The sequence below is a fragment of the Enterobacter cloacae complex sp. 6730903 genome (genome assembly GCF_048283985.1).
Classification (GTDB): domain Bacteria; phylum Pseudomonadota; class Gammaproteobacteria; order Enterobacterales; family Enterobacteriaceae; genus Enterobacter; species Enterobacter hormaechei_C.
The window spans coordinates 60,021-84,186 of the sequence record NZ_JBLVXX010000014.1 but is presented as its reverse complement, the minus strand read 5'-3'; the positions used below and the strand labels follow the sequence as shown (position 1 = coordinate 84,186).

At 53.7% G+C, this 24,166-nt stretch carries 37 protein-coding genes and 3 pseudogenes; 37 read left to right on the top strand and 3 right to left on the bottom strand.

Annotated elements, in window-relative coordinates:
• Window positions 1-134 precede the first annotated feature (134 nt).
• Window positions 135-332, bottom strand: coding sequence for a hypothetical protein (locus tag ACNQ0W_RS10050; protein WP_063840716.1), 198 nt, complete (start codon window positions 330-332; stop codon window positions 135-137).
• 437 nt (window positions 333-769) lie between these two features.
• Between ACNQ0W_RS10050 and ACNQ0W_RS10045 the strand changes: the two genes are divergently transcribed.
• Together ACNQ0W_RS10045 and ACNQ0W_RS10040 are read left to right on the top strand one after the other, a co-directional pair.
• Entirely contained in the window at window positions 770-1,162 is a 393-nt protein-coding gene (locus tag ACNQ0W_RS10045) for a hypothetical protein (protein WP_200517957.1), read from the top strand.
• 90 nt (window positions 1,163-1,252) lie between these two features.
• A complete protein-coding gene (locus ACNQ0W_RS10040; protein WP_063945715.1) occupies window positions 1,253-1,435 on the top strand; it encodes a hypothetical protein in 183 nt (60 codons plus the stop codon).
• Here ACNQ0W_RS10040 and ACNQ0W_RS10035 read toward each other — a convergent pair.
• On the bottom strand, window positions 1,422-1,631 hold the full coding sequence (locus ACNQ0W_RS10035; RefSeq protein WP_023303584.1) for a hypothetical protein: 210 nt from the start codon (window positions 1,629-1,631) through the stop codon (window positions 1,422-1,424). The genes ACNQ0W_RS10040 and ACNQ0W_RS10035 overlap by 14 nt on opposite strands.
• 253 nt (window positions 1,632-1,884) lie before the next feature.
• Here ACNQ0W_RS10035 and ACNQ0W_RS10030 point away from each other — a divergent pair, with 253 nt between their 5' ends.
• The 25 genes and pseudogenes from ACNQ0W_RS10030 (at window position 1,885) to add (ending at window position 15,095) form a co-directional block, all read left to right on the top strand.
• A complete protein-coding gene (locus tag ACNQ0W_RS10030; protein ID WP_180261534.1) occupies window positions 1,885-2,181 on the top strand; it encodes a regulator in 297 nt (98 codons plus the stop codon).
• A 155-nt stretch (window positions 2,182-2,336) separates the two neighbouring features.
• Window positions 2,337-2,495, top strand: coding sequence for a hypothetical protein (locus tag ACNQ0W_RS10025; RefSeq protein ID WP_045622368.1), 159 nt, complete (start codon window positions 2,337-2,339; stop codon window positions 2,493-2,495).
• A complete protein-coding gene (locus tag ACNQ0W_RS10020) occupies window positions 2,492-2,701 on the top strand; it encodes a cell division protein FtsZ (protein WP_180261535.1) in 210 nt (69 codons plus the stop codon). The genes ACNQ0W_RS10025 and ACNQ0W_RS10020 overlap by 4 nt, the downstream gene beginning before the upstream one ends.
• Window positions 2,702-2,773: 72 nt before the next feature.
• A pseudogene (gene gamL / locus ACNQ0W_RS10015) lies at window positions 2,774-3,055 on the top strand (host nuclease inhibitor GamL).
• A 9-nt stretch (window positions 3,056-3,064) separates the two neighbouring features.
• Window positions 3,065-3,982, top strand: coding sequence for a recombinase RecT (locus tag ACNQ0W_RS10010; RefSeq protein WP_180261536.1), 918 nt, complete (start codon window positions 3,065-3,067; stop codon window positions 3,980-3,982).
• Window positions 3,979-4,185 carry a winged helix-turn-helix transcriptional regulator gene (locus ACNQ0W_RS10005; RefSeq protein WP_024189106.1) on the top strand — a complete coding sequence of 69 codons (207 nt, stop codon included), beginning with the start codon at window positions 3,979-3,981 and terminating at the stop codon, window positions 4,183-4,185. The genes ACNQ0W_RS10010 and ACNQ0W_RS10005 overlap by 4 nt, the downstream gene beginning before the upstream one ends.
• Complete coding sequence (locus ACNQ0W_RS10000; RefSeq protein ID WP_180261537.1) at window positions 4,182-4,862, top strand: lambda exonuclease family protein; 681 nt, start codon at window positions 4,182-4,184, stop codon at window positions 4,860-4,862. The genes ACNQ0W_RS10005 and ACNQ0W_RS10000 overlap by 4 nt, the downstream gene beginning before the upstream one ends.
• Window positions 4,859-5,287, top strand: a complete 429-nt coding sequence (locus tag ACNQ0W_RS09995; protein ID WP_180261538.1) for a regulator — start codon at window positions 4,859-4,861, stop codon at window positions 5,285-5,287. The genes ACNQ0W_RS10000 and ACNQ0W_RS09995 overlap by 4 nt, the downstream gene beginning before the upstream one ends.
• On the top strand, window positions 5,284-5,451 hold the full coding sequence (locus ACNQ0W_RS09990) for a hypothetical protein (protein ID WP_165729879.1): 168 nt from the start codon (window positions 5,284-5,286) through the stop codon (window positions 5,449-5,451). Before ACNQ0W_RS09995 ends, ACNQ0W_RS09990 begins: the two co-directional genes overlap by 4 nt.
• Window positions 5,448-5,999 (top strand): phage N-6-adenine-methyltransferase, encoded by a 552-nt coding sequence (locus ACNQ0W_RS09985; protein ID WP_180261539.1) that lies wholly within the window; start codon window positions 5,448-5,450, stop codon window positions 5,997-5,999. The genes ACNQ0W_RS09990 and ACNQ0W_RS09985 overlap by 4 nt, the downstream gene beginning before the upstream one ends.
• On the top strand, window positions 5,996-6,490 hold the full coding sequence (locus ACNQ0W_RS09980; protein WP_047359559.1) for an HNH endonuclease: 495 nt from the start codon (window positions 5,996-5,998) through the stop codon (window positions 6,488-6,490). Before ACNQ0W_RS09985 ends, ACNQ0W_RS09980 begins: the two co-directional genes overlap by 4 nt.
• Complete coding sequence (locus tag ACNQ0W_RS09975) at window positions 6,487-6,705, top strand: hypothetical protein (protein ID WP_180261540.1); 219 nt, start codon at window positions 6,487-6,489, stop codon at window positions 6,703-6,705. The genes ACNQ0W_RS09980 and ACNQ0W_RS09975 overlap by 4 nt, the downstream gene beginning before the upstream one ends.
• Window positions 6,702-6,998, top strand: coding sequence for a DUF4406 domain-containing protein (locus tag ACNQ0W_RS09970; RefSeq protein ID WP_001514150.1), 297 nt, complete (start codon window positions 6,702-6,704; stop codon window positions 6,996-6,998). The genes ACNQ0W_RS09975 and ACNQ0W_RS09970 overlap by 4 nt, the downstream gene beginning before the upstream one ends.
• Complete coding sequence (locus tag ACNQ0W_RS09965) at window positions 6,995-7,186, top strand: DUF1382 family protein (protein ID WP_063613847.1); 192 nt, start codon at window positions 6,995-6,997, stop codon at window positions 7,184-7,186. Before ACNQ0W_RS09970 ends, ACNQ0W_RS09965 begins: the two co-directional genes overlap by 4 nt.
• 91 nt (window positions 7,187-7,277) lie before the next feature.
• On the top strand, window positions 7,278-7,550 hold the full coding sequence (locus tag ACNQ0W_RS09960; RefSeq protein ID WP_063613846.1) for a hypothetical protein: 273 nt from the start codon (window positions 7,278-7,280) through the stop codon (window positions 7,548-7,550).
• A gap of 2 nt (window positions 7,551-7,552) precedes the next feature.
• On the top strand, window positions 7,553-7,768 hold the full coding sequence (locus tag ACNQ0W_RS09955) for a TraR/DksA family transcriptional regulator (RefSeq protein ID WP_063613845.1): 216 nt from the start codon (window positions 7,553-7,555) through the stop codon (window positions 7,766-7,768).
• 1 nt (window position 7,769) lies between these two features.
• Window positions 7,770-8,462: an AP2 domain-containing protein gene (locus ACNQ0W_RS09950; RefSeq protein WP_080470089.1), complete on the top strand. Its 693-nt coding sequence runs from the start codon at window positions 7,770-7,772 to the stop codon at window positions 8,460-8,462.
• A pseudogene (locus ACNQ0W_RS09945) lies at window positions 8,425-8,658 on the top strand (DUF4222 domain-containing protein); the annotation flags it as partial. The gene ACNQ0W_RS09950 and the pseudogene ACNQ0W_RS09945, both read left to right, overlap by 38 nt.
• A gap of 70 nt (window positions 8,659-8,728) precedes the next feature.
• Window positions 8,729-8,998 (top strand): DUF7694 domain-containing protein, encoded by a 270-nt coding sequence (locus ACNQ0W_RS09940; RefSeq protein WP_234636313.1) that lies wholly within the window; start codon window positions 8,729-8,731, stop codon window positions 8,996-8,998.
• Between the two features lie 40 nt (window positions 8,999-9,038).
• The gene (locus ACNQ0W_RS09935; protein WP_063613843.1) at window positions 9,039-9,656 is read left to right on the top strand and encodes a hypothetical protein; all 618 of its coding nucleotides are present in this window, start codon (window positions 9,039-9,041) and stop codon (window positions 9,654-9,656) included.
• A 109-nt stretch (window positions 9,657-9,765) separates the two neighbouring features.
• A complete protein-coding gene (locus tag ACNQ0W_RS09930) occupies window positions 9,766-10,014 on the top strand; it encodes an excisionase family protein (protein ID WP_054830143.1) in 249 nt (82 codons plus the stop codon).
• Window positions 10,015-10,046: 32 nt separating this feature from the next.
• The gene (locus ACNQ0W_RS09925) at window positions 10,047-11,327 is read left to right on the top strand and encodes a site-specific integrase (RefSeq protein WP_063613842.1); all 1,281 of its coding nucleotides are present in this window, start codon (window positions 10,047-10,049) and stop codon (window positions 11,325-11,327) included.
• 44 nt (window positions 11,328-11,371) lie between these two features.
• Window positions 11,372-12,777 (top strand): annotated as a pseudogene (gene malX, locus ACNQ0W_RS09920) (maltose/glucose-specific PTS transporter subunit IIBC); the annotation flags it as partial.
• Between the two features lie 50 nt (window positions 12,778-12,827).
• Window positions 12,828-14,000: a MalY/PatB family protein gene (locus ACNQ0W_RS09915; protein ID WP_062932600.1), complete on the top strand. Its 1,173-nt coding sequence runs from the start codon at window positions 12,828-12,830 to the stop codon at window positions 13,998-14,000.
• A gap of 96 nt (window positions 14,001-14,096) precedes the next feature.
• Window positions 14,097-15,095: an adenosine deaminase gene (add, locus tag ACNQ0W_RS09910; RefSeq protein ID WP_062932599.1), complete on the top strand. Its 999-nt coding sequence runs from the start codon at window positions 14,097-14,099 to the stop codon at window positions 15,093-15,095.
• A gap of 56 nt (window positions 15,096-15,151) precedes the next feature.
• On the opposite strand, the gene ACNQ0W_RS09905 is transcribed toward add, so the two are convergent.
• Entirely contained in the window at window positions 15,152-16,192 is a 1,041-nt protein-coding gene (locus ACNQ0W_RS09905) for an oxidoreductase (protein ID WP_062932598.1), read from the bottom strand.
• Window positions 16,193-16,430: 238 nt separating this feature from the next.
• Here ACNQ0W_RS09905 and blr point away from each other — a divergent pair, with 238 nt between their 5' ends.
• From blr to nth, 10 genes are all read left to right on the top strand, one after another.
• Window positions 16,431-16,556, top strand: a complete 126-nt coding sequence (gene blr / locus ACNQ0W_RS09900; protein ID WP_151884424.1) for a division septum protein Blr — start codon at window positions 16,431-16,433, stop codon at window positions 16,554-16,556.
• Between the two features lie 229 nt (window positions 16,557-16,785).
• Window positions 16,786-17,001 carry a transcription modulator YdgT gene (ydgT, locus tag ACNQ0W_RS09895; RefSeq protein WP_000217941.1) on the top strand — a complete coding sequence of 72 codons (216 nt, stop codon included), beginning with the start codon at window positions 16,786-16,788 and terminating at the stop codon, window positions 16,999-17,001.
• A gap of 85 nt (window positions 17,002-17,086) precedes the next feature.
• Window positions 17,087-17,527 carry a DUF2569 domain-containing protein gene (locus ACNQ0W_RS09890; RefSeq protein ID WP_015570663.1) on the top strand — a complete coding sequence of 147 codons (441 nt, stop codon included), beginning with the start codon at window positions 17,087-17,089 and terminating at the stop codon, window positions 17,525-17,527.
• A gap of 76 nt (window positions 17,528-17,603) precedes the next feature.
• Window positions 17,604-18,185: an electron transport complex subunit RsxA gene (gene rsxA / locus ACNQ0W_RS09885; protein WP_003857582.1), complete on the top strand. Its 582-nt coding sequence runs from the start codon at window positions 17,604-17,606 to the stop codon at window positions 18,183-18,185.
• Window positions 18,185-18,763, top strand: a complete 579-nt coding sequence (gene rsxB / locus ACNQ0W_RS09880) for an electron transport complex subunit RsxB (RefSeq protein WP_047051387.1) — start codon at window positions 18,185-18,187, stop codon at window positions 18,761-18,763. The genes rsxA and rsxB overlap by 1 nt, the downstream gene beginning before the upstream one ends.
• Window positions 18,756-20,777, top strand: a complete 2,022-nt coding sequence (gene rsxC / locus ACNQ0W_RS09875) for an electron transport complex subunit RsxC (protein WP_062932597.1) — start codon at window positions 18,756-18,758, stop codon at window positions 20,775-20,777. The genes rsxB and rsxC overlap by 8 nt, the downstream gene beginning before the upstream one ends.
• Entirely contained in the window at window positions 20,778-21,830 is a 1,053-nt protein-coding gene (gene rsxD / locus ACNQ0W_RS09870; RefSeq protein ID WP_015570666.1) for an electron transport complex subunit RsxD, read from the top strand.
• Between the two features lie 10 nt (window positions 21,831-21,840).
• Entirely contained in the window at window positions 21,841-22,461 is a 621-nt protein-coding gene (gene rsxG, locus ACNQ0W_RS09865) for an electron transport complex subunit RsxG (RefSeq protein ID WP_003857590.1), read from the top strand.
• A 2-nt stretch (window positions 22,462-22,463) separates the two neighbouring features.
• Window positions 22,464-23,150, top strand: coding sequence for an electron transport complex subunit E (locus ACNQ0W_RS09860; RefSeq protein WP_062932596.1), 687 nt, complete (start codon window positions 22,464-22,466; stop codon window positions 23,148-23,150).
• Window positions 23,147-23,782, top strand: coding sequence for an endonuclease III (gene nth, locus ACNQ0W_RS09855; RefSeq protein WP_015570668.1), 636 nt, complete (start codon window positions 23,147-23,149; stop codon window positions 23,780-23,782). The genes ACNQ0W_RS09860 and nth overlap by 4 nt, the downstream gene beginning before the upstream one ends.
• Window positions 23,783-24,166 lie beyond the last annotated feature (384 nt).

Here is a 24,166-nt window from a genome sequence, read left to right as displayed (position 1 = left end):
CTATACCCCGGCCACCGCGCCGGGTTTTTTATTGCCCACCCATAAAGCTATCCGCCATTCTGCCGATAACTATTCAGCCTGAAGCTGATAACAATAACTATCGCAACACTACCTGCCCGCCCGTGCGGGCTTTTTTATTGCCCTTTCCGCACTATCTCAGCTGCATCCCTGTTCACACCCTTCCCTATCACGTTTCCTGTTTCCTTCCGGTACTGCTCCAGCTTGTCGATGATGTTTTGCTGGGTCATAGGTAAATCTGCCAGTGACAATTCCATCACCGCCCGCCCCATCGCCTGAATTTTCATGCTTATACGCTCTTCATCCAGAACCATGCACATCCCTCCTGCTGTTTTTTTAAGCGTAGCACTGGTATTTAAAAAAATAAATCACCTTAGAATACAATTTGTTATCACAAAACCACCCACCAATTATACATTTCGTATTGCATGATAAGAATACGTTTTGTATATTCAATCCATCGAAACGAAACATCGACAGCTGAGCGAAGTTAGCCAGCGGCGAAGTTGAGATTCGGTCAGTCGAACGGCGCGACAGTAAACCATGCGTCGGACCATAGGCGGGCTCAGGAAGAGCGGCAATTATGGCAAAGCGAAAAAAAGATTTATTCCAGTCCATTCGAAGCTGAGTGGGCTGTGCTGAATCACAAAGCATTTCTCCCGCATCAGCGGGTAACGACAGAGCCAGCCTCAAGCACCGGGCGCCGATGCTTGGTGATGGTAATACTGCCATCTCAACCGCACAGGAGACGATGATCCTGTTCTGGTTGGATTGGAAAAGTCTTCTTGGCCCGCCAGCGCGCGGGCATTTTTTGGGAGGTTGCATGTTTGCTACTGACATCTCACTGAAATACGGCACTCATCAGCCAGAGACGATTCTGGAAACAATGCCGATTGAAGAAGCCTCCGAAATCATCAAGGAGAAGCTTCGTGATGAAGTGCGCTCAGAACTCGAAGGCGAGTATGAGGATCGGATTTACTATGCAGAGGAAGAGGCTTCCGAATGGGAGAGTCGCGCTGATGACTACGAATCAGACGCTACGCAACTGGCGATGGCCATAAGGGATGCTCTCGATGCTGAGAGTCTTGATGATGCAAAAATCATCCTGGAAAGGGTCAAGCGTGACCTTGATAACTATTTCTGACTGAGGTCGCTCAGGCGGCCTTTTTTATTAGCAGCCTCTCTCCGCGAGGGGCTGACGGCAAATCTACTCCACTTATTTGAGGCGATGGTGATGGATATAAAAAACGATGAAGTAGCGATGTTTAAAAGCAACAATGGCGTAATTTTAGCAGCTGACGCAGCTTATGCTGCTGCTGAAGAAGCGGTTAAAGGGGCATCAGATGACCACTGGTATCGGCAGAATTTGATAAAGGCAGCACTGGAGACTGCCCTGGCATCAGTTATCGTTTTATAGCGATCCCAAAAGGCGTAGGTGCTTCTGCTTTGTACTTTTCCTTTGCTGCTTCACGACAGGCAGGAAGCAAATCAGCAATGCGCTCAATTAAAGCTTCTGGCGTGTTGGCGGATGGGTCTTTTACTGCAAGCGCCAGCGCTAAATCATATGCCACTGATTCCTCAGTTCTCTTTCCTGCAAATACATTCATGGACATAAAGAAATCCTTTTATTGACTGTGGAATATCCAGTCTACGGCATTCCTTTGACTGTGGAAAGCAAGGGAGCGCGAGCCGGGCGCGGATAAATATCCCGGCACTAACTGGAATGTTTTGGGCTGGCAGACGGTTATCAGCTAGTTGGTGAGGTAATGGCTCACCAAGGCGACGACGGCCTTCCTTGCTTCATTGTGGGGAGCCAGCACCAAAGCATTTCTCCCGCATCAGCGGGTAACGACAGAGGGTAAGAGGATGATCGACGACATCAAGCGCATCGACTCAATGATAAATGTGCTTCGCAATATGAAACAGGACATCAAGCGCCAGCAGAAACTAAGTGAAATAAACAGTTTAGACCTGACGCCGAAGCAAGCTCAAAAGCGCAATGCCGATGCTGACTGGATTGCGATGGAACAGATTAAGCGCCGGCATGAGCTGCACGCTCTGTCCGTTGAGCTTGGTTTCGCTGAACGCCGGGAAAGTTATGCTCCATTTGAATTAACTGACGGGTGGCACCGATTCAATCACAAGCCGCGCGAACCTCAATAGCCGCCTAATCAGCGGCTTTTTCATACCTGGAGTCATTTACGAGTGGCTCAAGTTATGACAACCGGCAGCCATCCACCGCCCATTGAAACACTGAATAAATGCGTTGAAGTCTTGTATTAACCGTTCCGTTCGCCGCGATAAGGCCAAGAGGATTTATGACAGTCACCCACAACGGCAAGCAGTACACCGCCAAAAAGCTCAACGATAACGAGTGGCAGCTGACGTCGGTATCGGCACCGCGGGAAAAACTGGTGCTGAATCGCTGGCAGATGCACGTTGCTGGTTTACTGGCTCAGGTGGAGGGTAAAAAATGATGTCCCACTATGGCACCATCCCGCTCATTCGCCAGTGCGTCACGCCCGGCATGATGGCAATGCATGAAGGCCGCACCTATCGCGTTTCAGCAGTCATCCAGGAGCGCAAATGGGTGTACCTGCACACCGATGCAGAGATCATCCGCCTCAGTGACTGCGTGATTGATGTTCTTCTGGACGGTCACGGCAACCCTATCCAGCACTAACAACCCTATTCAACCGATCGGCCTGGCTTTCTGCGGGCGGGATCTGCACATCCAAATTTCAGGAGTTCAGCCATGAACGCATACCTCACTTACGACCGAATCGAAGATCGGCGCTGGGTTGAGTAGCAGCTCACCGACGAGAAGGAGAAGTGGATCGACAACCGGGCGAAAGAACTGATCGCCATGTTCCCGAAATATGCTCTGCAAATGAGTAGCCTGTTTCTCCCAAAAGAAGCGCAAATGGCACTAGTCGGTGAAAAGGCAGAGGAAGCCTATAACGACTATGTCACACGCATCTGTTACGACCGCGCCGAAGAAGAGTGGGATCGCCTTCATCCAACCTGCCCATTTTAAGGAGGGGCTATGAGCTTAACCCTTGTTGATTTCGTCAAACAACAGGAGCCGCTTTTCATGAAGGCGGCCACAGATGAGCGGATGGTGTGGGCGAAGGAAAGCCAGTTTGCCATCCAACTATTTCAGAACAACGACTACCTCGCGAAAGTCGCTTTCCAGAACCAGACCAGCACGCAGAACGCAATCATCAACGTTGCGGCTATCGGTATTTCGCTAAACCCAGCTCAGAAGCTGGCTTACCTGGTTCCGCGTAAAGGGGCGATTTGCCTCGACATTAGTTACATGGGCCTGATGCATATTGCACAACAGTCTGGCGCCATTAAGTGGTGTCAGTCGGCAATTGTTCGCAGAAACGACCAGTTCCGCCGCGAGGGGCTAGATAAGCCGCCGATCCATATCTACAACGACTTTGATACCGAAGAGCAGCGCGGGGACATCGTAGGGGCGTATGTAACGGTAAAAACTGACGATGGTGATTACCTCACCCATACGATGCGCATCGATGCCATCTACTCCATCCGTGACCGCTCAGAAGCATGGAAGAAGTACAAATCTGACAACAGTAAAAAGTGTCCGTGGGTCACTGACGAAGAACAGATGATTCTCAAGACGGTCGTGAAGCAGGCAGCAAAATACTGGCCGCGCCGTGAACGCCTGGATGCCGCCATCGACCACGTTAACACCGAGGGCGAAGAAGGTATCAACTTTTCAGCCGAACGCCAGCCAGAACGCGATGTAACCCCAGCAGGGGACGAAATTATCAAGGAGATTAACGACGTCCTTATCGCAATGGATAAGACATGGGAAGAAAACCTGCTCCCAGTCTGTTCGCAAATTTTCCGTCGTGATATTCGCGATTCATCCGAGCTTACCCAAGCCGAGGCTGTTAAGGCCTTAGGCTTCCTCAAGAAGAAGGCGGCAGCATGACACCATCCCTGCTTTCATTGTTGCGAAGCGGAAAACACAGCATTCGCGACATGGCAAAGATTTTAGGAATTTCAAGGTCTCGCGTTTCATGGTTCATCGCCGAGCTTGAGCGGCGTAAATGGATAGAAGTCACCAGGTGCGCGATATGGTTTCACGATGGCACCCGTTCAAATAAGCAGAACGTATACAGGGTAAAACTATGACACCAGAAATTATCCTGGCCAGGACCGGAATTGATGTATCCACCGTAGAGCAAGGTGATGAAGCATGGGCCAAATTAAGGCTCGGCGTTATAACCGCCTCAGAAGTGCACAACGTCATCGCCAAGCCAAGATCGGGAAAGAAGTGGACAGACATGAAAATGTCCTACTTCCACACTCTACTCGCCGAGGTATGCACTGGCGTGGCGCCAGAGGTTAACGCCAAGGCGCTGGCCTGGGGAAAGCAGTATGAAGAAGACGCCCGCACCCTCTTCGAGTTCACCACCGACGTGAAAGTCACGGAGTCTCCGATCTTGTTCCGTGACGAGAGCATGCGCACCGCGTGCTCCCCTGACGGCCTTTGCAGTAACGATTTCGGCCTCGAATTGAAATGCCCGTTCACCTCCCGCGACTTCATGAAATTCCGCCTTGGCGGTTTCGAAGCCATCAAGTCTGCGTACATGGCCCAGGTGCAGTACAGCATGTGGGTTACCGGAAAAGACGCCTGGTTCTTTGCAAACTACGACCCGCGCATGAAGCGCGAAGGTATTCACCACGTCGTCGTTGAGCGGGATCCGCAATACATGACCGATTTCAACGAAATGGTGCCGGAGTTCATCGAGAAGATGGACGAGGCCCTGGCGGAGATCGGCTTCACATTCGGGGAGCAGTGGAAATGAAACGCACACCCTTCTACCGCAGGCCAGGGAGAACCGGGCAATTCTCTGGCCTCCGTGAGCGCGTTATCTGGATGATTCAGACGCGCGGCCGCCCGGTAACCGGCAGCGAAATCGCCGAGAAGTTTGGCGTAACGCTCATCGAGTTTAACCGTGTAGCCAACGGCATTACCCGCGGCTCCGGGCAGATAGCTCAGATCGTTGAGTCGGAAAAATGGGTCAACGAGGACGGCATCTGCGATCGGACATTCGACCTCGTCACGAAGCCGAAGGTTGTAACGCCACAGGGTAAATCGCGCCTGTTCACCCGGCGCGCCATAGAGCAGTCGCAGGAAGGACGACGGCAGGAGTGCATTTCTCGCGCCGCCCGCCGTAGCCGACTGATTGCTCAGGGCCTCTACATCGACGAAATGGAGTCAGTGCTATGAAAGCGTGGTCACTCGAAGAGCTGGCGCTGCTGTGGCGACACTCAAACGCTGAAGTCGCAGAGATTACCGGCCGCAGCATTGAAGAGGTCGGAGATAAGCGGCTGCAAACCAATAATGAGCGTAATGGCTGGGATGTAAACGATCCGGAGCGGGAGGAATCATGACTGATTACACCGTCAGCAATACACCAGCAGATCAGCGCGACCTCTGGCGCACTCCCCCAGCCCTTTTCTCTTCCCTTGATGCTGAGTTTTGCTTCCAACTGGATGCCGCCGCGGCGTCTCATAACGCACTGTGCCGGAAGTTCATCACCGCCGAGCAGAATACACTGGAGACTCCCTGGGCTGATTACCTGAGTGTACCTGGCTACGTCTGGATGAACCAGCCATACAGCGACATCACACCGTTCGTTAAGAAGGCCGCTACCGAAAGCGCAAATCAGATCGGCACGGTCATGCTGGTTCCGGCAGACACATCGGTTGGCTGGTTTAAGGAGGCTATCCAGACCGCCAGCGAGGTTCGCTTCATCACCGCCGGGCGGCTGGCATTTATCAACCCGGTCACCGGTAAGCCGGTATCGGGCAATAGCAAAGGATCCATCCTGATTATTTGGCGGCCATACCCCCGCACGCATTGTGAGTTCACTACGGTTGAGCGAGATGTGTTGATGGAGTTTGGTACAAAGCTACTAGCTAGGCGGGAGGCTGCATGACCGAAGGTATTGATCAGCTTATTTATAACGACGAGTTTCCCGGGCTTGCGTACAACAAATTTACCGGCCAGTTCTTTGGAAGGAAAAGTGGAAACCCGATCGGCAGGATGCACAACAAGGGTTACTGGCGAATAGCTTGCGGCAAGAAGTGCTATCTCGCCCATCGGCTGGCTTGGTTCTTCTGTTATGGGGTTTGGCCCACAGAGATTGACCATATCGACAATAACAAGCTCAACAACTCCATCGGCAACCTACGTGAAGTCACCCACCAACTTAATCAATTAAATATGCCACTGCGCAGCAATAACACGAGCGGTGTGAAAGGGGTTAATTGGGATAAGCATCGTAAGCGGTGGCGCGCCAGGGTGATTATTAACGGCAAGTATTTCACTGCCGGACACTTCAAGGAAATTGCAGATGCTGAGGTGGCAATCAGGGCACTCCGCGAGCAAGTCCATGGAGAATTTGCAAATCATGGTGGCAAGTCATGACACCAGCAAATGAAAACGCCATCCGATCCGCCTGCCGCCGCTGCACCGAGGAAATCCAGCAGGCCATGCGCAAGAAGCCAAAGCCAAACTGGAACGAAACGGAGCCTCCCATCATCAACAAGCATCACAAGAAAATTGAAGCTCTGGGAGTTAGCCTCCTGGAGTTCGTCGTATACACAGGCAGGCTTAATCGCCGCTTCGGAGTGGAATCGTGAAAGTTTATATTGCCGGGCCCATGAGCGGCCTACCTAATTTTAACCGCGCCGCTTTTAACCATGCGCATTTTCATCTCTGGTCGAAAGGCCATATTGTTCTGAATCCCGCCCGTCTACCAGATGGATTAACCCAGGCCGAGTACATGGACATCTGTCTGTCTATGCTTCGCTGTGCTGATGCTATCTACATGCTTGAAGGCTGGGAGCACTCCGCTGGTGCCCGAGCGGAGAATGCGCTGGCCGAGAAGCTTGAAATGGAAATTATCTTCCAGGAAGAGGATCGCGCCGCATGAACCGAGCCTCCCCCGTTGATTTGAGGAAAAGCCTCGAAATTGCCAACAACCTCGCACACATCGGGATTCGCTTCGTGCCGATCCCGGTGGCCACCGAGGAAGAATTCCAGGCTCTGGCCGCCGAGCTATCGCGACGGCTTGAGCAGATGGCGGTCGAAGCCGAAAAGAATGAAGGCGGCGCAGCATGAAAGCACTAATCACCAGGTCGCTCCGGCGGCCTTTTTTATTGCTGGCATTCACCTTCAACCGAATTAACCGACAGTTCCGGGAGCATTGACCATGAGCAAGGTCGTTATCGATTTATTAGTAATGGATGATTTCTCCGACCCTTTTATTTGCGGAGTCCGCGGGGCCTGCACCATTGAAGACCTGCAAGCAATTGAGAAGGAAATTATTGAAAACCGCGATGAACGCCTTCCAAAAGATGGAACCTACACCATCGAAACCAGCTTGTTTAAAGGCCAATATGGCGAATATGGTCGCTGCGAGCTTGCACCAGGCTGGGAGTGGGAAATTGTTGAGTTTTCACCTTTAGAAATTCCTGAGGAATAGCCATGGACATCATCGACACAGCAGCAGAGATTGAAGAGCTTCAGCGTAACGCTGCCCTTTCCGCTCACCGGATCAACCGCAACGCCGTATCAGCTGAACGTTGTGAAGAATGCGGATCAAAAATTCCTGATAGTAGAAGGAAGGCCATTCCAGGCGTCAAGTTATGTGTTGATTGTGCAGAGTTATCCGAAAGACAGGCCAAGATATTTAGGGGGTAATATGCCTACAGAATTAAAACCGGGAGATAAGAAGAACCGTCTGACTTTTTTAGAGGAATTGCCATCACAAAGGAAACACAAAATGGGTTTGTTTCAGTGTGAGTGCGGAACTAAAAAAGCCATCCGCCTATGTAGCTTCAAAAACGGATCAGTTAAATCATGTGGGTGCCTTCATCGAGAAACCGTCTCAAAAATTAGCAGAAAGCATGGAATGACAGGAAGTCGCGAGTACCACAGTTGGGACTCAATGATGCAGCGGTGCAACAATATAAATAACAAGAGATATGAGGATTACGGAGGCCGGGGAATATTCGTATGCGATAGGTGGAGGGAATTCTCAGCATTTTATGAAGATATGGGACCGAGACCAAAAGGAACAACTCTCGATCGAATAGACAACTCCTCTGGTTATTGTCCTGAAAATTGCAGATGGTCGACATTGTCTGAACAGCAGTCAAACCAAAGAAAACGAAGAGGAAGTGCATCAAAATTTGTTGGGGTATCAAAAAGACCTTCAGGTCGGTGGACTGCGCACATAACAAAAAATGGGAAGACTAAATATCTCGGTGACTATGCAACCGAAGAAGAAGCCTCAGCAGCTTATCAAAGCGCTAAATCTCAACTAGGTTCATCCATCAATAACGGTGAGGTGCGTGATGTTTGCACTCATTCAACGGGGTCAGATTTACGCTGACCAGCACGGTTGGCCTGTCATCATCCACAGCTGCACATCACAGATAGTCCGCTACTGGCGACAGGGCCGGATCAACACCGCTTCAATCGACCGTTTTAACAATGATTTTGAGCACCTCGATCACCGTGAGGCGGCACAGATACGCGCCGAACTGGAGACGAGCGAGCACATTAAAAAATTAAGGAGCATGAGAAGTGATCGGAATACTCAAACCGGTACCGGAATCGCAGTGGCCGGCACGATGCCACGACCCCAAGCGGAGCAACGTGTGGGCTAACTCTTATTTTCTGGTTCAGGAGTTTCAGGAAGACGACGGCGTCATCCGCCTGACGGTGAATACCACCAGCATTGGCAGCTCAGGTCGGTGGAAGGATGGCATCAGTTGGGATGCATTGCAGGAGATAAAGTCAGCCGTTGGTTATGGGGATCGGGATGCTGTGGAGATTTACCCGCGGGATTCTGATGTGGTGAACGTGGCGAACATGCGCCACCTGTGGATTACGCCGGAGCCAATAGCCTTTGCCTGGCGGAAGTAATTTTACGCTGCGCGCCCAGCGTGCGGCATGAGGAGAGATTATGTCAGACCAAAGCAAATTTTATGATTACTACGTGGTTGAGGGAGATGAAGTGAAGTCGCTCATTGCAGGGTATGACGAAATCAGAGAGCAGCGTAACGCTATTTTGCCTGAAGCGGCTGGCAAGGTTGGCGCTATTGCGTGGACAACCTCCACCGGATGGGGTGGAGGAGGCGGTTTGCTGAGTGGTTTTGTGTGGGAGAAGGGTTATCAATTCCCCTGCCCTATGACCATTAAGCGTGAAGAAATGTTTGATGGTAAGCGGGTAGTGCTGGGGAGAGGGAAAGGGAATACGAAAGAGGGCCGGGCTTTCAACAAAGAGCTCGATGCGGTAATGGAAGAGGCCAACAAAAAACTGAAATCTTTGCCTGAGTGGAAAGACTACATCGTTAACCACTACGGCATTATGCGAACTGGTATCGGAGGACAGTCTGGCCGTGGCTTCGGTTTCGCGATGCTATCCACGTATGGCGGTAAGCACCCGGGTCGTGATGACTGCCTGGTATTCGCTATCCCGAACAACAAAGAAGAGCGCCACGGTGAAGTAGAGATACCGGGAAACTTCCAGAAAATAACCTACGGGCAGTTTTACGACATCGTTAACCATCCGAATGAATGACGCAACTGATAGCTGATTCACTGAGTCGGCTATTGGGTGCGAATGCACTGCCACGTTATCCCCCTTTCCCCGGCCATCGTGCCGGGTTCTTTTTTGCCTGGAGAAAACCATGAGCGACATTATTCAGCTGGTACCGAATAAATGGGTCACAGAGGAACTTTTAACTGCGACAACCGGCATGTCAAAGCACATGATTCAGCATGCCCGCCGGTCAACCTGGATGGAGGGAAAGCATTATCGTCATGTTTCCCCTGATATGGCACCCAAGCAAAACAGCCCAATCATGTATAACCGCGATGAGATAAACCACTGGATCGAGCACCAAAGCCCAGCGAAACGCCGGAGAATATCTGCTTAAATGTCCTTTGGCACATCAAACGAGGAATGATTATGGCAGCATACCCAACAGGCGTAGAGGTTCATGGAGAATCGTTACGCATATGGTTCATATATCAGGGGAAGCGTGTCAGGGAAAATCTCGGCGTTCCTGACACGCCGAAAAACAGGAAAATGGCAGGTGAGCTTCGGGCTTCGGTCTGCTTTGCGATAAAGACAGGCACATTCAATTATGCCTCACAATTCCCGGATTCATCGAACTCAGAGAAATTCAGTACCGTCAGAAAGCAAATCTCACTACTTGAACTGAAATCGAAATGGCTTGGCCTTAAGGAGATGGAGCTTAGCCTCGGGACGTTGAGGCGTTACGATTGCCACCTCACAACCACTATCGAAACAATTGGTGAGCACAGGTATATCGGCAGCCTGAACACTGAAGATATCCTTAGTGCCAGGAAGGAGCTACTGAACGGCTGGCAGAAGACCAGACATGGTCTAAATCATCCACCCAAAAAGGGAAGGAGCGTTCCTACAGTTAATAGCTATATGGCATGTCTTGGCGGGATGCTGGGCTTTGCTTTCAAAAGTGGCTACCTGAAAACCGATCTGATGGCAGGCATCACCCCACTTGCAAAAGAAAGGCCCGTTCCAGATCCTCTTACTTCTGATGAGTATCAGCGAGTGGTTGCGGCCTGCCCAACGCTACAGTTTCAGAATATGGTTATCTTTGCGGTAAATACAGGCGTCAGGCATGGCGAACTAAGCGCGTTATCCTGGGAGGATGTGGATACTGTCAACTGGACTGTTACAGTGTCACGGAACTATTCCCTGAAGGGAAACTTCACCCTGCCAAAAACCAACGCCGGGATTCGAACAATACAGCTGACCCAGCCAGCAATTGATGCACTCAAGGCGCAAATGCCACTGACCAGAATGATGGCATCCCACAAGGTAAGCGTCAGCCTACGGGAATACAAAAAAAAGAGAACCGATGAATGCACCTTTATATTCTCGCCGTCCATTACTTCAATGAACGGTAAGAAGACGATGTGCTACGTCCCAGGATCCATTAATTCAGCCTGGCGCACTGCCCTGCGTCGTGCAGGCGTCCGACAAAGACGGTCTTATGAAACCAGGAACACATATGCGTGCTGGGCACTGGTCGCCGGAGCGAACCCAAATTTCGTTGCGCACCAGATGGGCCATTCGTCAGCGCAAATGCTATTCACGGTTTACGGTAAATGGATGACCGAGAATAACCATGACCAGGTGGGCATTTTGAACGCATCATTTACTCAAAATGCCCCACTGATGCCCCATAGAAAAACCGCATAACCTTAACTATCTGATTTAACATATTAATATGACTTCAATCATGATTCATCTGGATGAGCAAGGTCGGATCGTTTGCCTTTAGCTTCCTGCCGGTAATGTTCTGTATCGCCATTCCTCTGGGTCTGGCGCGCGAAAACAAAGGCGTGGCGGCGTTTGCGGGCTTCGTTGGCTATGCGGTCATGAACCTTGCGGTTAACTTCTGGCTGACCGCCAAAGGGATCCTGCCCACGACCGACGCGGCGGTACTGAAAGCCAATAACATTCAGAGCGTGATTGGTATTCAGTCCATCGATACCGGGATCCTTGGAGCCGTGATCGCGGGGGTGATTATCTGGATGCTGCACGAGCGATTCCACAACATCCGCCTGCCCGATGCGCTGGCCTTCTTCGGCGGGACCCGCTTTGTGCCAATCATTACGCTGGTTGTGATGGGTCTGTTTGGTCTGATCATCCCTCTGATTTGGCCGATTTTTGCCATGGGGATCACCGGTATTGGCCGCATTATCAACGGCGCGGGTGATTTCGGCCCGATGATTTTCGGTAGGGTGAACGTCTGTTGCTGCCGTTTGGTTTACAGCACATCCTGGTTGCCCTGATCCGCTTTACGGAAGCCGGCGGCACCATGGACGTTTGCGGTCATTCCGTTAGCGGCGCGCTGACCATCTTCCAGGCCCAGCTGAGCTGCCCGACCACTCACGGCTTCTCTGAAAGTGCGACGCGTTTCCTCTCTCAGGGTAAAATGCCTGCCTTCCTCGGCGGCCTGCCGGGCGCTGCGCTGGCGATGTACCACTGTGCCCGTCCGGAAAATCGTCATAAAATTAAAGGCCTGCTGATCTCCGGCGTTATTGCCTGCGTAGTGGGCGGTACGACAGAACCTATCGAATTCCTGTTCCTGTTCGTGGCACCGGTACTGTACCTCATCCACGCCGTACTGACGGGCCTGGGCTTTACCGTGATGGCTGTGCTCGGTGTGACCATCGGTAACACCGACGGTAACGTGATTGACTTCGTGGTCTTCGGTATCCTGCACGGTCTGTCCACCAAGTGGTATCTGGTGCCGGTTGTGGCCGCCATCTGGTTCGCGGTTTACTACGGGATCTTCCGCTTCGCCATCACCCGCTTTAACCTGAAAACGCCTGGCCGCGATACCGATACGGCCACCAGCGTTGAACAGGCGGTGGCTGGTACCGTTGGGAAATCCGGATATAACACGCCTGCTATTCTGGCGGCGCTGGGCGGTGCGGATAACATTACCTCTCTGGATAACTGCATCACCCGCCTGCGTTTGTCGGTGGCGGACATGTCCAAAGTGGATACCAACGCACTTAAAGCTAACCGGGCTATTGGCGTAGTACAGTTAAATCAACACAATTTGCAGGTCGTCATTGGCCCGCAGGTACAGTCAGTGAAGGATGAGCTGGCAACCCTGATGCGAACCGTCGAAGCCTGATGCCTCGCCCCCCCTCGTCATGAGGGGGTTTTACTTTACGGAGCACCGTCATGTTTGATTTTTCTACCGTCGTGGATCGACACGGCACCTGGTGTACCCAGTGGGATTATGTCGCTGACCGTTTTGGCGCTGCCGACCTGCTGCCCTTCACCATCTCTGATATGGATTTCGCCACCGCCCCCTGCATTACCGATGCGCTGCACCAGCGAATAAACCACGGGGTGTTTGGCTACAGTCGCTGGAAAAATGACGAATTTCTGGCCGCCGTGGCGCACTGGTTCCGGCAACGCTTTAACAGTCAGATTGATACCGAAACCGTGGTGTATGGGCCGTCGGTCATTTATATGGTCTCGGAGCTGATCCGCCTCTGGTCCTCGCCTGGCGACGGCGTGGTGGTTCATACCCCGGCTTACGATGCTTTTTATAAAGCCATCGACGGCAACCAGCGTACCGTTGTTTCCGTGCCGATGCAGAAAACAGCGCATGGCTGGGAGGGCGATATGGCCGCGCTGGAAGCGGCGCTGTCAAAACCGGAAAACAAGGTGTTGCTGCTGTGTAGCCCGCAAAACCCGACCGGCAAAGTCTGGACGCGGGAGGAGCTGACCACAATGGCGGCCCTGTGTGAACGTTATGACGTAGCGGTGATCAGCGACGAAATTCATATGGACATGGTATGGGGCACGCATCGTCACACCCCGTGGAATGAGGTTGCGCGCGGTAAATGGGCGCTGCTGACCTCGGGTTCCAAAAGCTTCAACATTCCGGCGCTGACGGGCGCCTGGGGGCTTATCGCCGATGACGCCAGCCGTAACGCCTATCTGAATGCATTAAAAGGTCGGGACGGACTCTCTTCCCCTTCCGTGCTGGCGCTGACCGCGCACATTGCTGCTTACCGGCAGGGCGAACCCTGGCTGGACGCGCTGCGGACCTATCTCGAAGAGAATCTGCGGTTTGTTGCTCGCGAATTAAACAGTGCTTTTCCGACACTCAACTGGCAACCGCCCGAGGCCACCTATCTGGCGTGGATCGATCTTAGCCCACTCGGTATAGATGACAAGACGCTGCAAAACGTGCTGATTGAACAGCAAAAAGTGGCCATCATGCCGGGATATACCTATGGGGATGAAGGTAAAGGCTATGTGCGTCTGAACGCTGGCTGTCCGCTTAGTAAACTTGAACAGGGCGTTCAACGCCTTATCGCTGGCATCAACACGCTGCTGTAAATTATTTGCGCAACGGAATATTCCCTTGCGCAAATAGCTTTTTACCCCGTTTTGTTTTTATAATATGGCGCACTTTAACCAGCAAAGAGTGCGACCATGATTGATACACGCCTGCCTTTAACTGATATTCACCGCCACCTCGACGGAAACATTCGTGCCCAAACCATTCTCGATCTTGGCCGCCAGTTCAATTTAACCCTCCCTGCCGAAACGCTTGAAACCCTGATCCCCCATGTTCAGGTCACGTCGAACGAACCGGATCTGGTGAGTTTTCTGAGCAAGCTCGACTGGGGCGTGAAGATGCTGGCCTCGGTGGATGCCTGTCGCCGTGTCGCCTTTGAAAACATCGAAGATGCCGCGCGCAACGGCCTGCACTATGTCGAACTGCGTTTCTCCCCGGGCTATATGGCGATGACCCACAATCTCCCCGTAGCGGGCGTGGTTGAAGCGGTCATTGAAGGCGTGCGTGAAGGCTGCAAAACCTTTGACGTTCAGGCGCGTTTGATCGGCATTATGAGCCGTACCTTCGGTGAAGCGGCCTGTCTTCAGGAGCTGGAAGCATTACTGGCGCATCGCGACCAGATCACCGCCATTGACCTGGCCGGTGACGAGCTGGGCTTCCCGGGCAGCCTGTTCCTGTCTCATTTCAACCGCGCACGTGATGCAGGATGGCATATTACCGTTCATGCGGGGGAAGCCGCTGGGCCGGAAAGCATCTGGCAGGCCATTCGTGAGCTGGGTGCGGAACGTATTGGTCACGGCGTGAAAGCCATTGAAGATCGCGCGCTGATGGATTTCCTCGCCGAGCAACGTATTGGGATCGAATCCTGCCTGACCTCCAATATTCAGACCAGTACAGTGGCGTCGCTGGCGCAACACCCGCTGAAAACCTTCCTTGAACACGGGGTGCTGGCTTCCCTGAACACGGACGATCCGGCGGTTCAGGGCGTGGATATTATTCACGAATACAACATCGCCGCACCGCAGGCCGGGCTGAGCCGCGAGCAGATCCGTCAGGCGCAAATCAACGGGCTGGAGATCGCCTTCCTGACGCCTGAAGAGAAACAGGCGCTGCGCAATAAAGTTGCTCAGTAGTCCTCTTTACTGCCGGGTGGCGCTGCGCTTACCCGGCCTACGAAAGCGTTTGGTACTTATGCCAGACAGAGCGTTGCGCGATGTTTGGCAGATTCGATCCCGAGCTCAATGAGCTCCATAATCTGGATTGCCTGGCTTGCGGGAACCGGATTTTCACCTGAACCGTTTAGCGCGTCACGAATGGCGGCGTAATACGCCGGATAGTTCCCCGGCAGGGTCAACACCGTCTCTTCAACCAGCGCCTCCCCCTCCGCACGCGTCACCACCCCGTCCCGCATGTCGTAGCCCCAGTCCTCCTGCGGTAAGCGTTCGCCATTTTTGAGGCGCTCTTCCTGCGGATCCAGGCCGAACTTCACATAGCTGCCGCGCGCCCCGTGAATGATATAGCGGGCCGATTCCGCCGCCGCAAGCATTGTCCCGTGCAGCACAATGCGCCGCTGCGGATAACTCAAAATGGCATGGAAATAGTCGGTGGTCTGCGCCCCCGGCCTGAGCTGCGCTAAATCGACCGTCATGCTCACGGGCAGACCAAACAGATGAACGGCCTGATCGAGAAGATGCGGCGCTAAGTCATACCAGATGCCGCTACCCGGTCCCGCCTGCTCGCGCCAGCGATCTCGCACCTGCGGACGATAACGATCGAAATGCGACTCAAAAAAGGCAATTTCGCCGAGCGTACCTTCGTTTATCAGCGCCTTAACCGTCAGGAAATCGCTGTCCCAGCGCCGATTGTGAAAGACCGATAATAACCGACCCAGACTTCGCGCCAGCGCATCCAGCTCGCGCGCCTGTGACAACGTCACGGTGAAGGGCTTATCGACAACAACATGTTTCCCTGCCTCCAGCGCCGCTTTCGCCAGGGGGAAATGCGTGTCGTTAGGGGTAGGAATGATAATAAGGTCAATATTAGGATCGTTAAACAGATGCTTAGGCTCCGTTACCACCGGCACGGCTGGCCAGTCGGCGCGGACCTTAGTCTCATCGCTGCTTGTGATAGCCGCCAGTTCCATTCCCGGCGTACCGGCAACCAGCGGTGCATGGAAGGTTTTGCTTGCGTACCCGTAGCCAATAAGACCGACGCGGATGTTTTCACTCATCGTGTGCCCCCTCGCTGTGCGCTTATTTATCACTGGCCTTGTGCTTAACGCACACATTAATAATGTGCCCTGTGAGTTAAAATAGCATCTCACGACAGCGTTTTTTGTTACCTCGCATTAAAGTGTGTATAGGGGCCGGGGAATCGTTCCCAAAGCGCTTGCTCTGGCGAAAAGGGCGCTGTAACATTTGTAATCTGTATTTATGGATAAATTACAAACACAAATTATGTCGTTAATAATTAATCGAATCATTGAATTAGCGGGATGGATTGTCCTTGGGGTTTCAGTCGTGTTGCTCGGTATTGCCAGCCATATCGATAACTACCAGCCGCCGGAGCCTGTTACTGTCGCACAACAAAAGTAAGCCGTAGCGTCATAAAGCGTGACACATTACGTCATGGTACGTATTGCCAGCCGTAATGAACGGGGTTACCCTTCTCTTCCAGGCATCTGCTGGTGCCTGATTCTTCGCAAAGAAAACTCCTAATTTCGTCGCGTTACCCGAGTGGACAGTTTACGTCTTTATTAATCCGTTTATTATTCGAACGCATTACCTTTATGGGTATTACCCTTTTATATGGAAACTTATTAATATGACAGTTCAGGACTATTTATTAAAATTTCGCAAGATCAATTCCCTTGAAAGCCTGGAAAAACTGTTTGACCATCTGAACTACACGCTGTCGGATAATCAGGACATCATCAATATGTACCGCGCTGCTGACCATCGTCGCGCCGAACTGGTCTCTGGCGGTCGTCTGTTCAATGTGGGGGAAGTGCCTAAATCAGTATGGCGTTACGTTGTATAAGAAAGTAGCCTTCGGCGTGAAATGTTATATACTCTCCGCCCTGCAAATTTCTGTATAACATTTCGCGCAGACTATGGGAGAGCGTATGACCGCATTGCCTGGAGAGAGAATTGGGGGCTGGTTAATCGCCCCGCTGGCATGGCTGCTGGTGGCATTATTAAGCGCTTCGCTGGCGCTGTTGCTTTACACCACCGCACTGGTTACGCCTCATGCTATCCAGACACTGATGTCCCAGAGTGCGCTTAATATTGCGACGTGGTTTGTGTCGTTCGTTTTCGCGATCGCGATGTGGTACTACACGCTGTGGCTGACTATCGCCTTCTTCAAACGCCGCAAAAGCGTGCCGAAACATTACATTATCTGGCTGCTGGTCTCCGTGCTGCTGGCCGTCAAAGCATTCGCTTTCTCGCCAGTGTCTGACGCGCTGGCGGTTCGCCAGTTACTGTTCCCGCTACTGGCGACGGCGCTTCTGGTCCCTTATTTCAAGCGCTCGACGCGCGTTAAGAAGACCTTTGTTAACCCGTAATAACCTTACAGTTAACCTGTTGTGGCCTGTTGTCGTTTATCCGATAATAGGCGGCTATTTTATTTCAGGCTAAATAATGACCGATTACTTACTGCTCTTCGTCGGAACTGTGCTGGTTAATAACTTCGTACTGGTGAAGTTCCTTGGCCTGTGCCCGTTCATGGGCGTCTCCAAAAAGCTGGAGACGGCAATGGGCATGGGGCTGGCCACCACCTTCGTGATGACGATGGCCTCCATTTGCGCATGGCTGATTGATACCTGGATCCTGATCCCGCTCGACATGCTCTACCTGCGCACCCTGGCCTTTATTCTGGTCATTGCGGTTGTGGTGCAATTTACCGAAATGGTGGTGCGTAAAACCAGCCCTGCCCTGTATCGCCTGTTGGGTATTTTTCTGCCCCTCATCACCACCAACTGTGCGGTGCTGGGCGTGGCGCTACTGAATATCAACCTCGGGCATAACTTCCTGCAATCGGCGCTGTACGGTTTTTCCGCCGCGGTCGGTTTCTCTTTTGTTATGGTCCTGTTCGCCTCGATTCGCGAGCGTCTGGCCGCGGCGGATATTCCCGCGCCGTTTCGCGGTAACGCCATCGCTCTGGTGACCGCAGGTTTAATGTCTCTGGCCTTTATGGGCTTTAGTGGTCTGGTGAAGTTGTAATGAGTGCTATCTGGATTGCCATCGCGTCCATCAGCGTACTGGGACTCGTCTTTGGCATCATTCTGGGTTATGCCTCCCGCCGGTTTGCGGTGGAGGACGATCCGGTTGTTGAAAAAATTGATGAACTTTTACCCCAGAGCCAGTGCGGGCAGTGCGGCTACCCAGGCTGCCGCCCTTACGCTGAGGCGGTGGGCGTGCAGGGAGAAAAGATCAACCGCTGCGCACCGGGTGGCGAAGCGGTCATGCTTAAAATAGCTGCCCTGCTGAACGTCGATCCCCAGCCTGTCGACGGCGATGAACAGGCCCAGGAGCCCGTTCGTGCCCTTGCTGTTATCGACGAAGCCAACTGCATTGGCTGCACCAAATGTATTCAGGCGTGTCCTGTTGACGCCATTGTGGGCGCAACGCGCGCGATGCACACCGTTGTGGCGGATCTGTGCACCGGCTGTAATCTCTGCGTGGCACCCTGCCCGACGCAGTGTATAGAACTACGCCCGGTTGAAACGACTACCGAAAACTGGAAATGGGACCTTCAGGCCATTCCGGTTCGCAATATTCCTGTGGAACAACATGCTTAAGTTATTTTCTGCCTTCAGAAAAGAGAAGATCTGGGATTTCGACGGCGGCATTCATCCGCCTGAGATGAAATCGCAGTCTAACGGCACACCGCTGCGCCAGATCCCACTGGCGACCCGTTACGTTATGCCCCTTAAACAGCATATCGGCGCGGAAGGCGAACTGTGCGTGAAAGAAGGCGATAGCGTTCTTCGCGGCCAGCCGCTGACCTTTGGTCGCGGACGGATGCTGCCGATACATGCCCCGACTTCCGGTAAGGTGGTGGCTGTTGCCCCCCATACCGTTGCCCATCCGTCGGCGTTGTCTGAGCTGAGCGTGATCATAGAAGCCGATGGTGAAGACCGCTGGATCGAGCGTGACGGCTGGAGCGACTACCGTTCCCACAGCCGTGAAGCGCTGATTGAACGCATTCATCAGTTCGGCGTGGCGGGTCTGGGGGGCGCAGGCTTCCCGACCGGCGCTAAGCTTCACGGCGGCGGCGATAAAATCGACACGCTGATTATCAACGCCGCCGAGTGCGAACCGTACATCACCGCCGATGACCGTCTGATGCAGGACTGTGCCGCGCAGGTGGTGGAAGGGATTCGCATTCTTGCGCATATTCTGCAACCCCGCGAAGTGCTGATCGGTATTGAGGACAATAAACCGCAGGCCATTTCGATGCTGCGTGCGGTACTGGCGGACAGCCACGATATCGCCCTGCGCGTGATCCCGACCAAATACCCGTCCGGCGGGGCAAAACAGCTGACGCAGATCCTGACCGGCAAACAGGTCCCCCACGGGGGCCGTTCGTCCGACATCGGCGTGCTGATGCAAAACGTGGGAACCGCCTACGCGGTGAAACGTGCGGTGATTGATGGCGAGCCATTGACCGAGCGCGTCGTCACGCTGACCGGCGAGTCCGTCTCCCGTCCCGGCAACGTCTGGGCGCGTCTGGGTACGCCAGTGCGTCATCTGCTGGAACAGGCTGGCTTCTGCCCGGGTAGCGATCAACTGGTCATTATGGGCGGCCCGCTGATGGGCTTTACCCTGCCGTGGCTGGATGTGCCGGTGGTGAAGATTACCAACTGCCTGCTCGCCCCTTCCGCAACGGAGATGGGCGAAACGCAGGAAGAGAAAGGCTGCATACGCTGTAGCGCCTGTGCGGACGCGTGCCCGGCAGATTTACTGCCGCAGCAGTTGTACTGGTACAGCAAAGGCCAGCTGCACGATAAAGCCCAGGCGCATAACCTGGCTGACTGTATTGAATGCGGTGCCTGCGCCTGGGTCTGCCCCAGCAATATTCCGCTGGTGCAGTATTTCCGTCAGGAGAAAGCCGAAATCTACGCCATCTCCATGGAAGAAAAACGTGCCGCTGAAGCGAAGGCCCGTTTTGAAGCGCGCCAGGCGCGACTGGAGCGCGAGAAACAAGCCCGTCAGGAACGCCATAAGCAGGCTGCCGTGCAGCCTGCGGCGAAAGATCAGGATGCCATTAACGCAGCCCTGGCCCGCGTGCGCGAGAAGAAAGCCACCGCCGCCCAGACGGTTGTGATCGCTCCGGGAGAAAGACCGGACAACAGCGAAGCGATTGCGGCCCGCGAAGCGCGGAAAGCCGAAGCACGCGCGCGTCAGGCGGAGAAAGCGCAAAACGCCAAACCGGAAGCCGATATCGACCCACGTAAAGCGGCGGTGGAAGCGGCTATCGCCAGGGCAAAAGCCCGTAAAGCCGGTCAGCAGACAGTGGTGGTTGAACAGGAAGCGACGGATCCACGCAAGGCGGCCGTTGAAGCCGCTATCGCCCGCGCCAAAGCACGTAAAGCGGCACAAGTTCAGCCTGCCGAAGAGAGTGAAACGCCTGTCGACCCGCGTAAAGCCGCCGTTGAAGCGGCCATCGCCCGTGCCAAAGCACGAAAAGCGGCACAGCAGGACGAACTGCCTGCGGCCGCTAATGACGATCCACGCAAAGCCGCAGTCGCCGCCGCGATTGCGCGCGTTCAGGCAAAGAAAGCCGCGCAGCAAGCCGTTAACGAGGATTAAATGGTTTTCAGAATTGCAAGTTCCCCTTACACCCATAACCAGCGCCAGACATCGCGTATTATGATGCTGGTGTGCCTGGCCGCGCTGCCAGGTATTGCCGTACAGTGTTGGTTTTTCGGCTGGGGTACGCTTTTCCAGTTAGTTCTGGGTTGCGCCAGTGCCGTCGCAGCAGAAGCCGCGATCCTGAAGCTGCGCAAAATGGAAGTGACTCGCATCCTGAGCGATAACTCCGCCCTGTTGACTGGCCTGTTGCTGGCCATCAGCATTCCCCCGTTTGCCCCGTGGTGGATGGTGGTATTGGGAACGGTGTTTGCGGTGATCATCGCCAAGCAGCTGTACGGCGGACTTGGCCATAACCCGTTTAACCCGGCGATGATTGGCTACGTGGTGCTGCTGATCTCCTTCCCGGTACAGATGACCAGCTGGCTGCCGCCGCATGAAATCGCCGCCACGGTGCCCGGCTTTATGGATGCCCTGCACGTTATCTTTACCGGCCACACCGCGCTGGGCGCGGATATGAACGCGCTTCGCATGGGCGTGGACGGCATCAGCCAGGCCACCCCGCTCGATACCTTCAAAACCTCCCTGCGTGCCGGACACAGCGTGGAGCAGGTGATGAAATCGTCTATTTACAGCGGCGTACTGGCGGGTGCTGGCTGGCAGTGGGTCAATCTGGCCTATCTGTTGGGCGGCGCGTTCCTGCTGCAACAGAAGGCAATCCGCTGGCATATTCCGGTGAGCTTCCTGGTGACGCTGGCCGTCTGCTCGACGCTCGGCTGGGTGATCTCACCTGAGTCGCTGGCCAGCCCGCAGCTCCATCTGCTCTCCGGCGCGACCATGCTCGGGGCATTCTTTATTCTGACCGATCCGGTCACCGCGTCTACCACCAACCGTGGTCGTCTGATTTTCGGCGCGCTGGCGGGCTTGCTGGTCTGGCTTATTCGCAGCTTTGGCGGTTATCCGGACGGCGTGGCATTTGCCGTGCTGCTGGCTAACATCACCGTTCCGCTCATCGACTACTACACGCGTCCCCGCGTGTACGGTCATCGCTAAGGGTCACGCCATGCTAAAGACAATGCAAAAACACGGCGTCACGCTGGCGATCTTCGCCGCCGCCCTCACCGGGCTGACCGCGCTGGTAAATGAACTGACGAAAACCACCATTGCAGAGCAGGCAATGAAGCAGCAAAAAGCGCTGTTCGATCAGGTGATCCCATCCGACCTCTACGATAATGACCTGCAAAAAAGCTGCTTTGTCGTGCAGGCTCCGCAGCTCGGTAAAGGACCCCATCGCGTTTATATTGCCCGCAAGGGCGATAATCCCGTGGGTGCCGTCATGGAAGCCACCGCGCCGGACGGTTACTCCGGTGCGATTCAGTTGCTAGTGGGCAGCGATTTTTCCGGCACCGTGCTGGGTACGCGCGTGACGGAACATCACGAAACGCCGGGCCTTGGCGACAAAATTGAAACCCGCTTAAGCGACTGGATCTTACACTTCGCCGGGAAGATGATTCACGGCGAAGACGATCCTGCTTTCGCGGTGAAAAAAGATGGCGGCGAGTTTGACCAGTTCACCGGCGCCACGATTACCCCGCGCGCGGTGGTCAACGCCGTCAAGCGCGCCGGGCTGTATGCCGAAACGCTGCCCGCGCAGATCAATCATCTTTCCACCTGTGAGGAGTGACCATGAGCCAGGTTAAAGAGGTTATCGTCCAGGGTCTCTGGAAGAACAACTCCGCGCTGGTACAGCTGCTGGGGCTGTGTCCGCTGCTGGCGGTGACGTCTACCGCCACCAACGCGCTCGGGCTGGGGCTGGCGACCACGCTGGTGCTGACCCTGACTAACTTTTCCATTTCTGTTTTGCGCCGCTGGACGCCGTCGGAAATCCGTATTCCGATCTATGTCATGATCATTGCGTCGGTGGTCAGCGTCGTGCAAATGCTGATTAACGCCTACGCATTTGGCCTGTACCAGTCGCTCGGGATCTTCATTCCGCTTATCGTGACTAACTGTATTGTCGTAGGCCGCGCTGAAGCCTTCGCGGTGAAAAACAATCCGGCTATTTCCGCGCTGGATGGGTTTTCCATCGGCATGGGCGCGACTGCCGCCATGTTCGTCCTCGGCTCTCTGCGTGAAATTTTGGGCAACGGTACGCTTTTCGACGGTGCGGACGCGCTGCTTGGCGGCTGGGCGAAGTCGCTGCGTATTGAGGTGTTCCATACGGACACGCCGTTCCTGCTGGCCATGCTGCCGCCTGGCGCCTTCATTGGCCTTGGGATGATACTGGCGTTAAAATACCTGATTGATGAAAAACGTAAACGCCGCGCCGCTGAGCGCAGCATACAGGAAGGGATCCCCGAGAAAGCAGTATGAATAAAGAGAAACGCATTGCGATCCTGACGCGCCTGCGCGATGAGAATCCTCATCCTACGACTGAGCTGAACTTTAACTCGCCGTTTGAACTGTTGATCGCGGTGCTGCTCTCTGCGCAGGCGACGGACGTGAGCGTCAACAAAGCCACGGCCCTGCTCTACCCTGTCGCCAATACGCCGCAGGCCATGCTGGAGCTGGGCGTTGAGGGTGTGAAATCCTATATCAAGACCATTGGCCTGTTTAACAGCAAGGCCGAAAACGTCATTAAGACCTGCCGGATCCTGCTGGAGCAGCACGGCGGTGAAGTCCCGGAAGACCGCGCTGCGCTGGAAGCGTTGCCGGGCGTCGGGCGTAAAACGGCAAATGTGGTGCTGAACACGGCGTTTGGCTGGCCGACCATCGCCGTGGATACCCATATCTTTCGCGTCTCTAACCGCACCCGGTTCGCGCCGGGTAAAAACGTGGAAGAGGTGGAAGAGAAACTGTTAAAAGTGGTCCCGGCGGAATTTAAGGTGGACTGCCACCACTGGCTGATCCTGCACGGACGGTATACCTGTATTGCCCGTAAGCCACGCTGCGGTTCCTGCATTATCGAAGATCTCTGCGAATACAAAGAAAAAGTCTATCCCTGAGCGTAAACCACCTAACTTCTTACCTGTTCAAGCCCTTAATATTAACAAGGGCTCTGATATCTTCCCGATTGACCATAAATTGCCCTCTCTTTCTCCTTTACGCTTTGTCGATTCTTCGGTCATTTAACACTCAAACAGGTTAATAGTTTTTTCATCACCAAAAATTTCTATACATCTGTGATCGCGATCACTCTGATAACCTGATGTTGGATTTTTGTTGTTAAAACCCGCCCAACCCCTTTGTCAGACAAGATTTCATCGATTCCACACCGCACATAAGACCAGTCATTTTTCAGAATATGGGCTATATCACTGCCAATCACCCAAAATAGCAGAACATATCGCCATACAGCCGTTGAACAGGGTCGTTTACAGTGAAAAAAA

What these genes read in the sequence shown, in the direction of transcription:
- ACNQ0W_RS10020 (WP_180261535.1), top strand. Translation starts at nt 2,492, where the DNA reads ATGATGTCCCACTATGGCACCATCCCGCTCATTCGCCAGTGCGTCACG.
- ACNQ0W_RS09890 (WP_015570663.1), top strand. Translation starts at nt 17,087, where the DNA reads ATGACCGCATTGCCTGGAGAGAGAATTGGGGGCTGGTTAATCGCCCCG.
- ACNQ0W_RS09925 (WP_063613842.1), top strand. Translation starts at nt 10,047, where the DNA reads ATGGCAGCATACCCAACAGGCGTAGAGGTTCATGGAGAATCGTTACGC.
- ACNQ0W_RS10040 (WP_063945715.1), top strand. Translation starts at nt 1,253, where the DNA reads ATGGATATAAAAAACGATGAAGTAGCGATGTTTAAAAGCAACAATGGC.
- rsxC (WP_062932597.1), top strand. Translation starts at nt 18,756, where the DNA reads ATGCTTAAGTTATTTTCTGCCTTCAGAAAAGAGAAGATCTGGGATTTC.
- ACNQ0W_RS09960 (WP_063613846.1), top strand. Translation starts at nt 7,278, where the DNA reads ATGAGCAAGGTCGTTATCGATTTATTAGTAATGGATGATTTCTCCGAC.
- ACNQ0W_RS09955 (WP_063613845.1), top strand. Translation starts at nt 7,553, where the DNA reads ATGGACATCATCGACACAGCAGCAGAGATTGAAGAGCTTCAGCGTAAC.
- add (WP_062932599.1), top strand. Translation starts at nt 14,097, where the DNA reads ATGATTGATACACGCCTGCCTTTAACTGATATTCACCGCCACCTCGAC.
- ACNQ0W_RS10000 (WP_180261537.1), top strand. Translation starts at nt 4,182, where the DNA reads ATGACACCAGAAATTATCCTGGCCAGGACCGGAATTGATGTATCCACC.
- ACNQ0W_RS10045 (WP_200517957.1), top strand. Translation starts at nt 770, where the DNA reads ATGATCCTGTTCTGGTTGGATTGGAAAAGTCTTCTTGGCCCGCCAGCG.
- ACNQ0W_RS09915 (WP_062932600.1), top strand. Translation starts at nt 12,828, where the DNA reads ATGTTTGATTTTTCTACCGTCGTGGATCGACACGGCACCTGGTGTACC.
- rsxA (WP_003857582.1), top strand. Translation starts at nt 17,604, where the DNA reads ATGACCGATTACTTACTGCTCTTCGTCGGAACTGTGCTGGTTAATAAC.
- rsxB (WP_047051387.1), top strand. Translation starts at nt 18,185, where the DNA reads ATGAGTGCTATCTGGATTGCCATCGCGTCCATCAGCGTACTGGGACTC.
- ACNQ0W_RS09990 (WP_165729879.1), top strand. Translation starts at nt 5,284, where the DNA reads ATGAAAGCGTGGTCACTCGAAGAGCTGGCGCTGCTGTGGCGACACTCA.
- rsxG (WP_003857590.1), top strand. Translation starts at nt 21,841, where the DNA reads ATGCTAAAGACAATGCAAAAACACGGCGTCACGCTGGCGATCTTCGCC.
- ACNQ0W_RS10050 (WP_063840716.1), bottom strand. Translation starts at nt 332, where the DNA reads ATGGTTCTGGATGAAGAGCGTATAAGCATGAAAATTCAGGCGATGGGG.
- ACNQ0W_RS09985 (WP_180261539.1), top strand. Translation starts at nt 5,448, where the DNA reads ATGACTGATTACACCGTCAGCAATACACCAGCAGATCAGCGCGACCTC.
- ACNQ0W_RS09930 (WP_054830143.1), top strand. Translation starts at nt 9,766, where the DNA reads ATGAGCGACATTATTCAGCTGGTACCGAATAAATGGGTCACAGAGGAA.
- ACNQ0W_RS09905 (WP_062932598.1), bottom strand. Translation starts at nt 16,192, where the DNA reads ATGAGTGAAAACATCCGCGTCGGTCTTATTGGCTACGGGTACGCAAGC.
- ACNQ0W_RS09995 (WP_180261538.1), top strand. Translation starts at nt 4,859, where the DNA reads ATGAAACGCACACCCTTCTACCGCAGGCCAGGGAGAACCGGGCAATTC.
- ACNQ0W_RS09965 (WP_063613847.1), top strand. Translation starts at nt 6,995, where the DNA reads ATGAACCGAGCCTCCCCCGTTGATTTGAGGAAAAGCCTCGAAATTGCC.
- ydgT (WP_000217941.1), top strand. Translation starts at nt 16,786, where the DNA reads ATGACAGTTCAGGACTATTTATTAAAATTTCGCAAGATCAATTCCCTT.
- ACNQ0W_RS10035 (WP_023303584.1), bottom strand. Translation starts at nt 1,631, where the DNA reads ATGTCCATGAATGTATTTGCAGGAAAGAGAACTGAGGAATCAGTGGCA.
- ACNQ0W_RS10025 (WP_045622368.1), top strand. Translation starts at nt 2,337, where the DNA reads ATGACAGTCACCCACAACGGCAAGCAGTACACCGCCAAAAAGCTCAAC.
- ACNQ0W_RS10030 (WP_180261534.1), top strand. Translation starts at nt 1,885, where the DNA reads ATGATCGACGACATCAAGCGCATCGACTCAATGATAAATGTGCTTCGC.
- ACNQ0W_RS09935 (WP_063613843.1), top strand. Translation starts at nt 9,039, where the DNA reads ATGTCAGACCAAAGCAAATTTTATGATTACTACGTGGTTGAGGGAGAT.
- rsxD (WP_015570666.1), top strand. Translation starts at nt 20,778, where the DNA reads ATGGTTTTCAGAATTGCAAGTTCCCCTTACACCCATAACCAGCGCCAG.
- ACNQ0W_RS09950 (WP_080470089.1), top strand. Translation starts at nt 7,770, where the DNA reads ATGCCTACAGAATTAAAACCGGGAGATAAGAAGAACCGTCTGACTTTT.
- ACNQ0W_RS10005 (WP_024189106.1), top strand. Translation starts at nt 3,979, where the DNA reads ATGACACCATCCCTGCTTTCATTGTTGCGAAGCGGAAAACACAGCATT.
- ACNQ0W_RS09980 (WP_047359559.1), top strand. Translation starts at nt 5,996, where the DNA reads ATGACCGAAGGTATTGATCAGCTTATTTATAACGACGAGTTTCCCGGG.
- ACNQ0W_RS09975 (WP_180261540.1), top strand. Translation starts at nt 6,487, where the DNA reads ATGACACCAGCAAATGAAAACGCCATCCGATCCGCCTGCCGCCGCTGC.
- nth (WP_015570668.1), top strand. Translation starts at nt 23,147, where the DNA reads ATGAATAAAGAGAAACGCATTGCGATCCTGACGCGCCTGCGCGATGAG.
- ACNQ0W_RS09860 (WP_062932596.1), top strand. Translation starts at nt 22,464, where the DNA reads ATGAGCCAGGTTAAAGAGGTTATCGTCCAGGGTCTCTGGAAGAACAAC.
- ACNQ0W_RS10010 (WP_180261536.1), top strand. Translation starts at nt 3,065, where the DNA reads ATGAGCTTAACCCTTGTTGATTTCGTCAAACAACAGGAGCCGCTTTTC.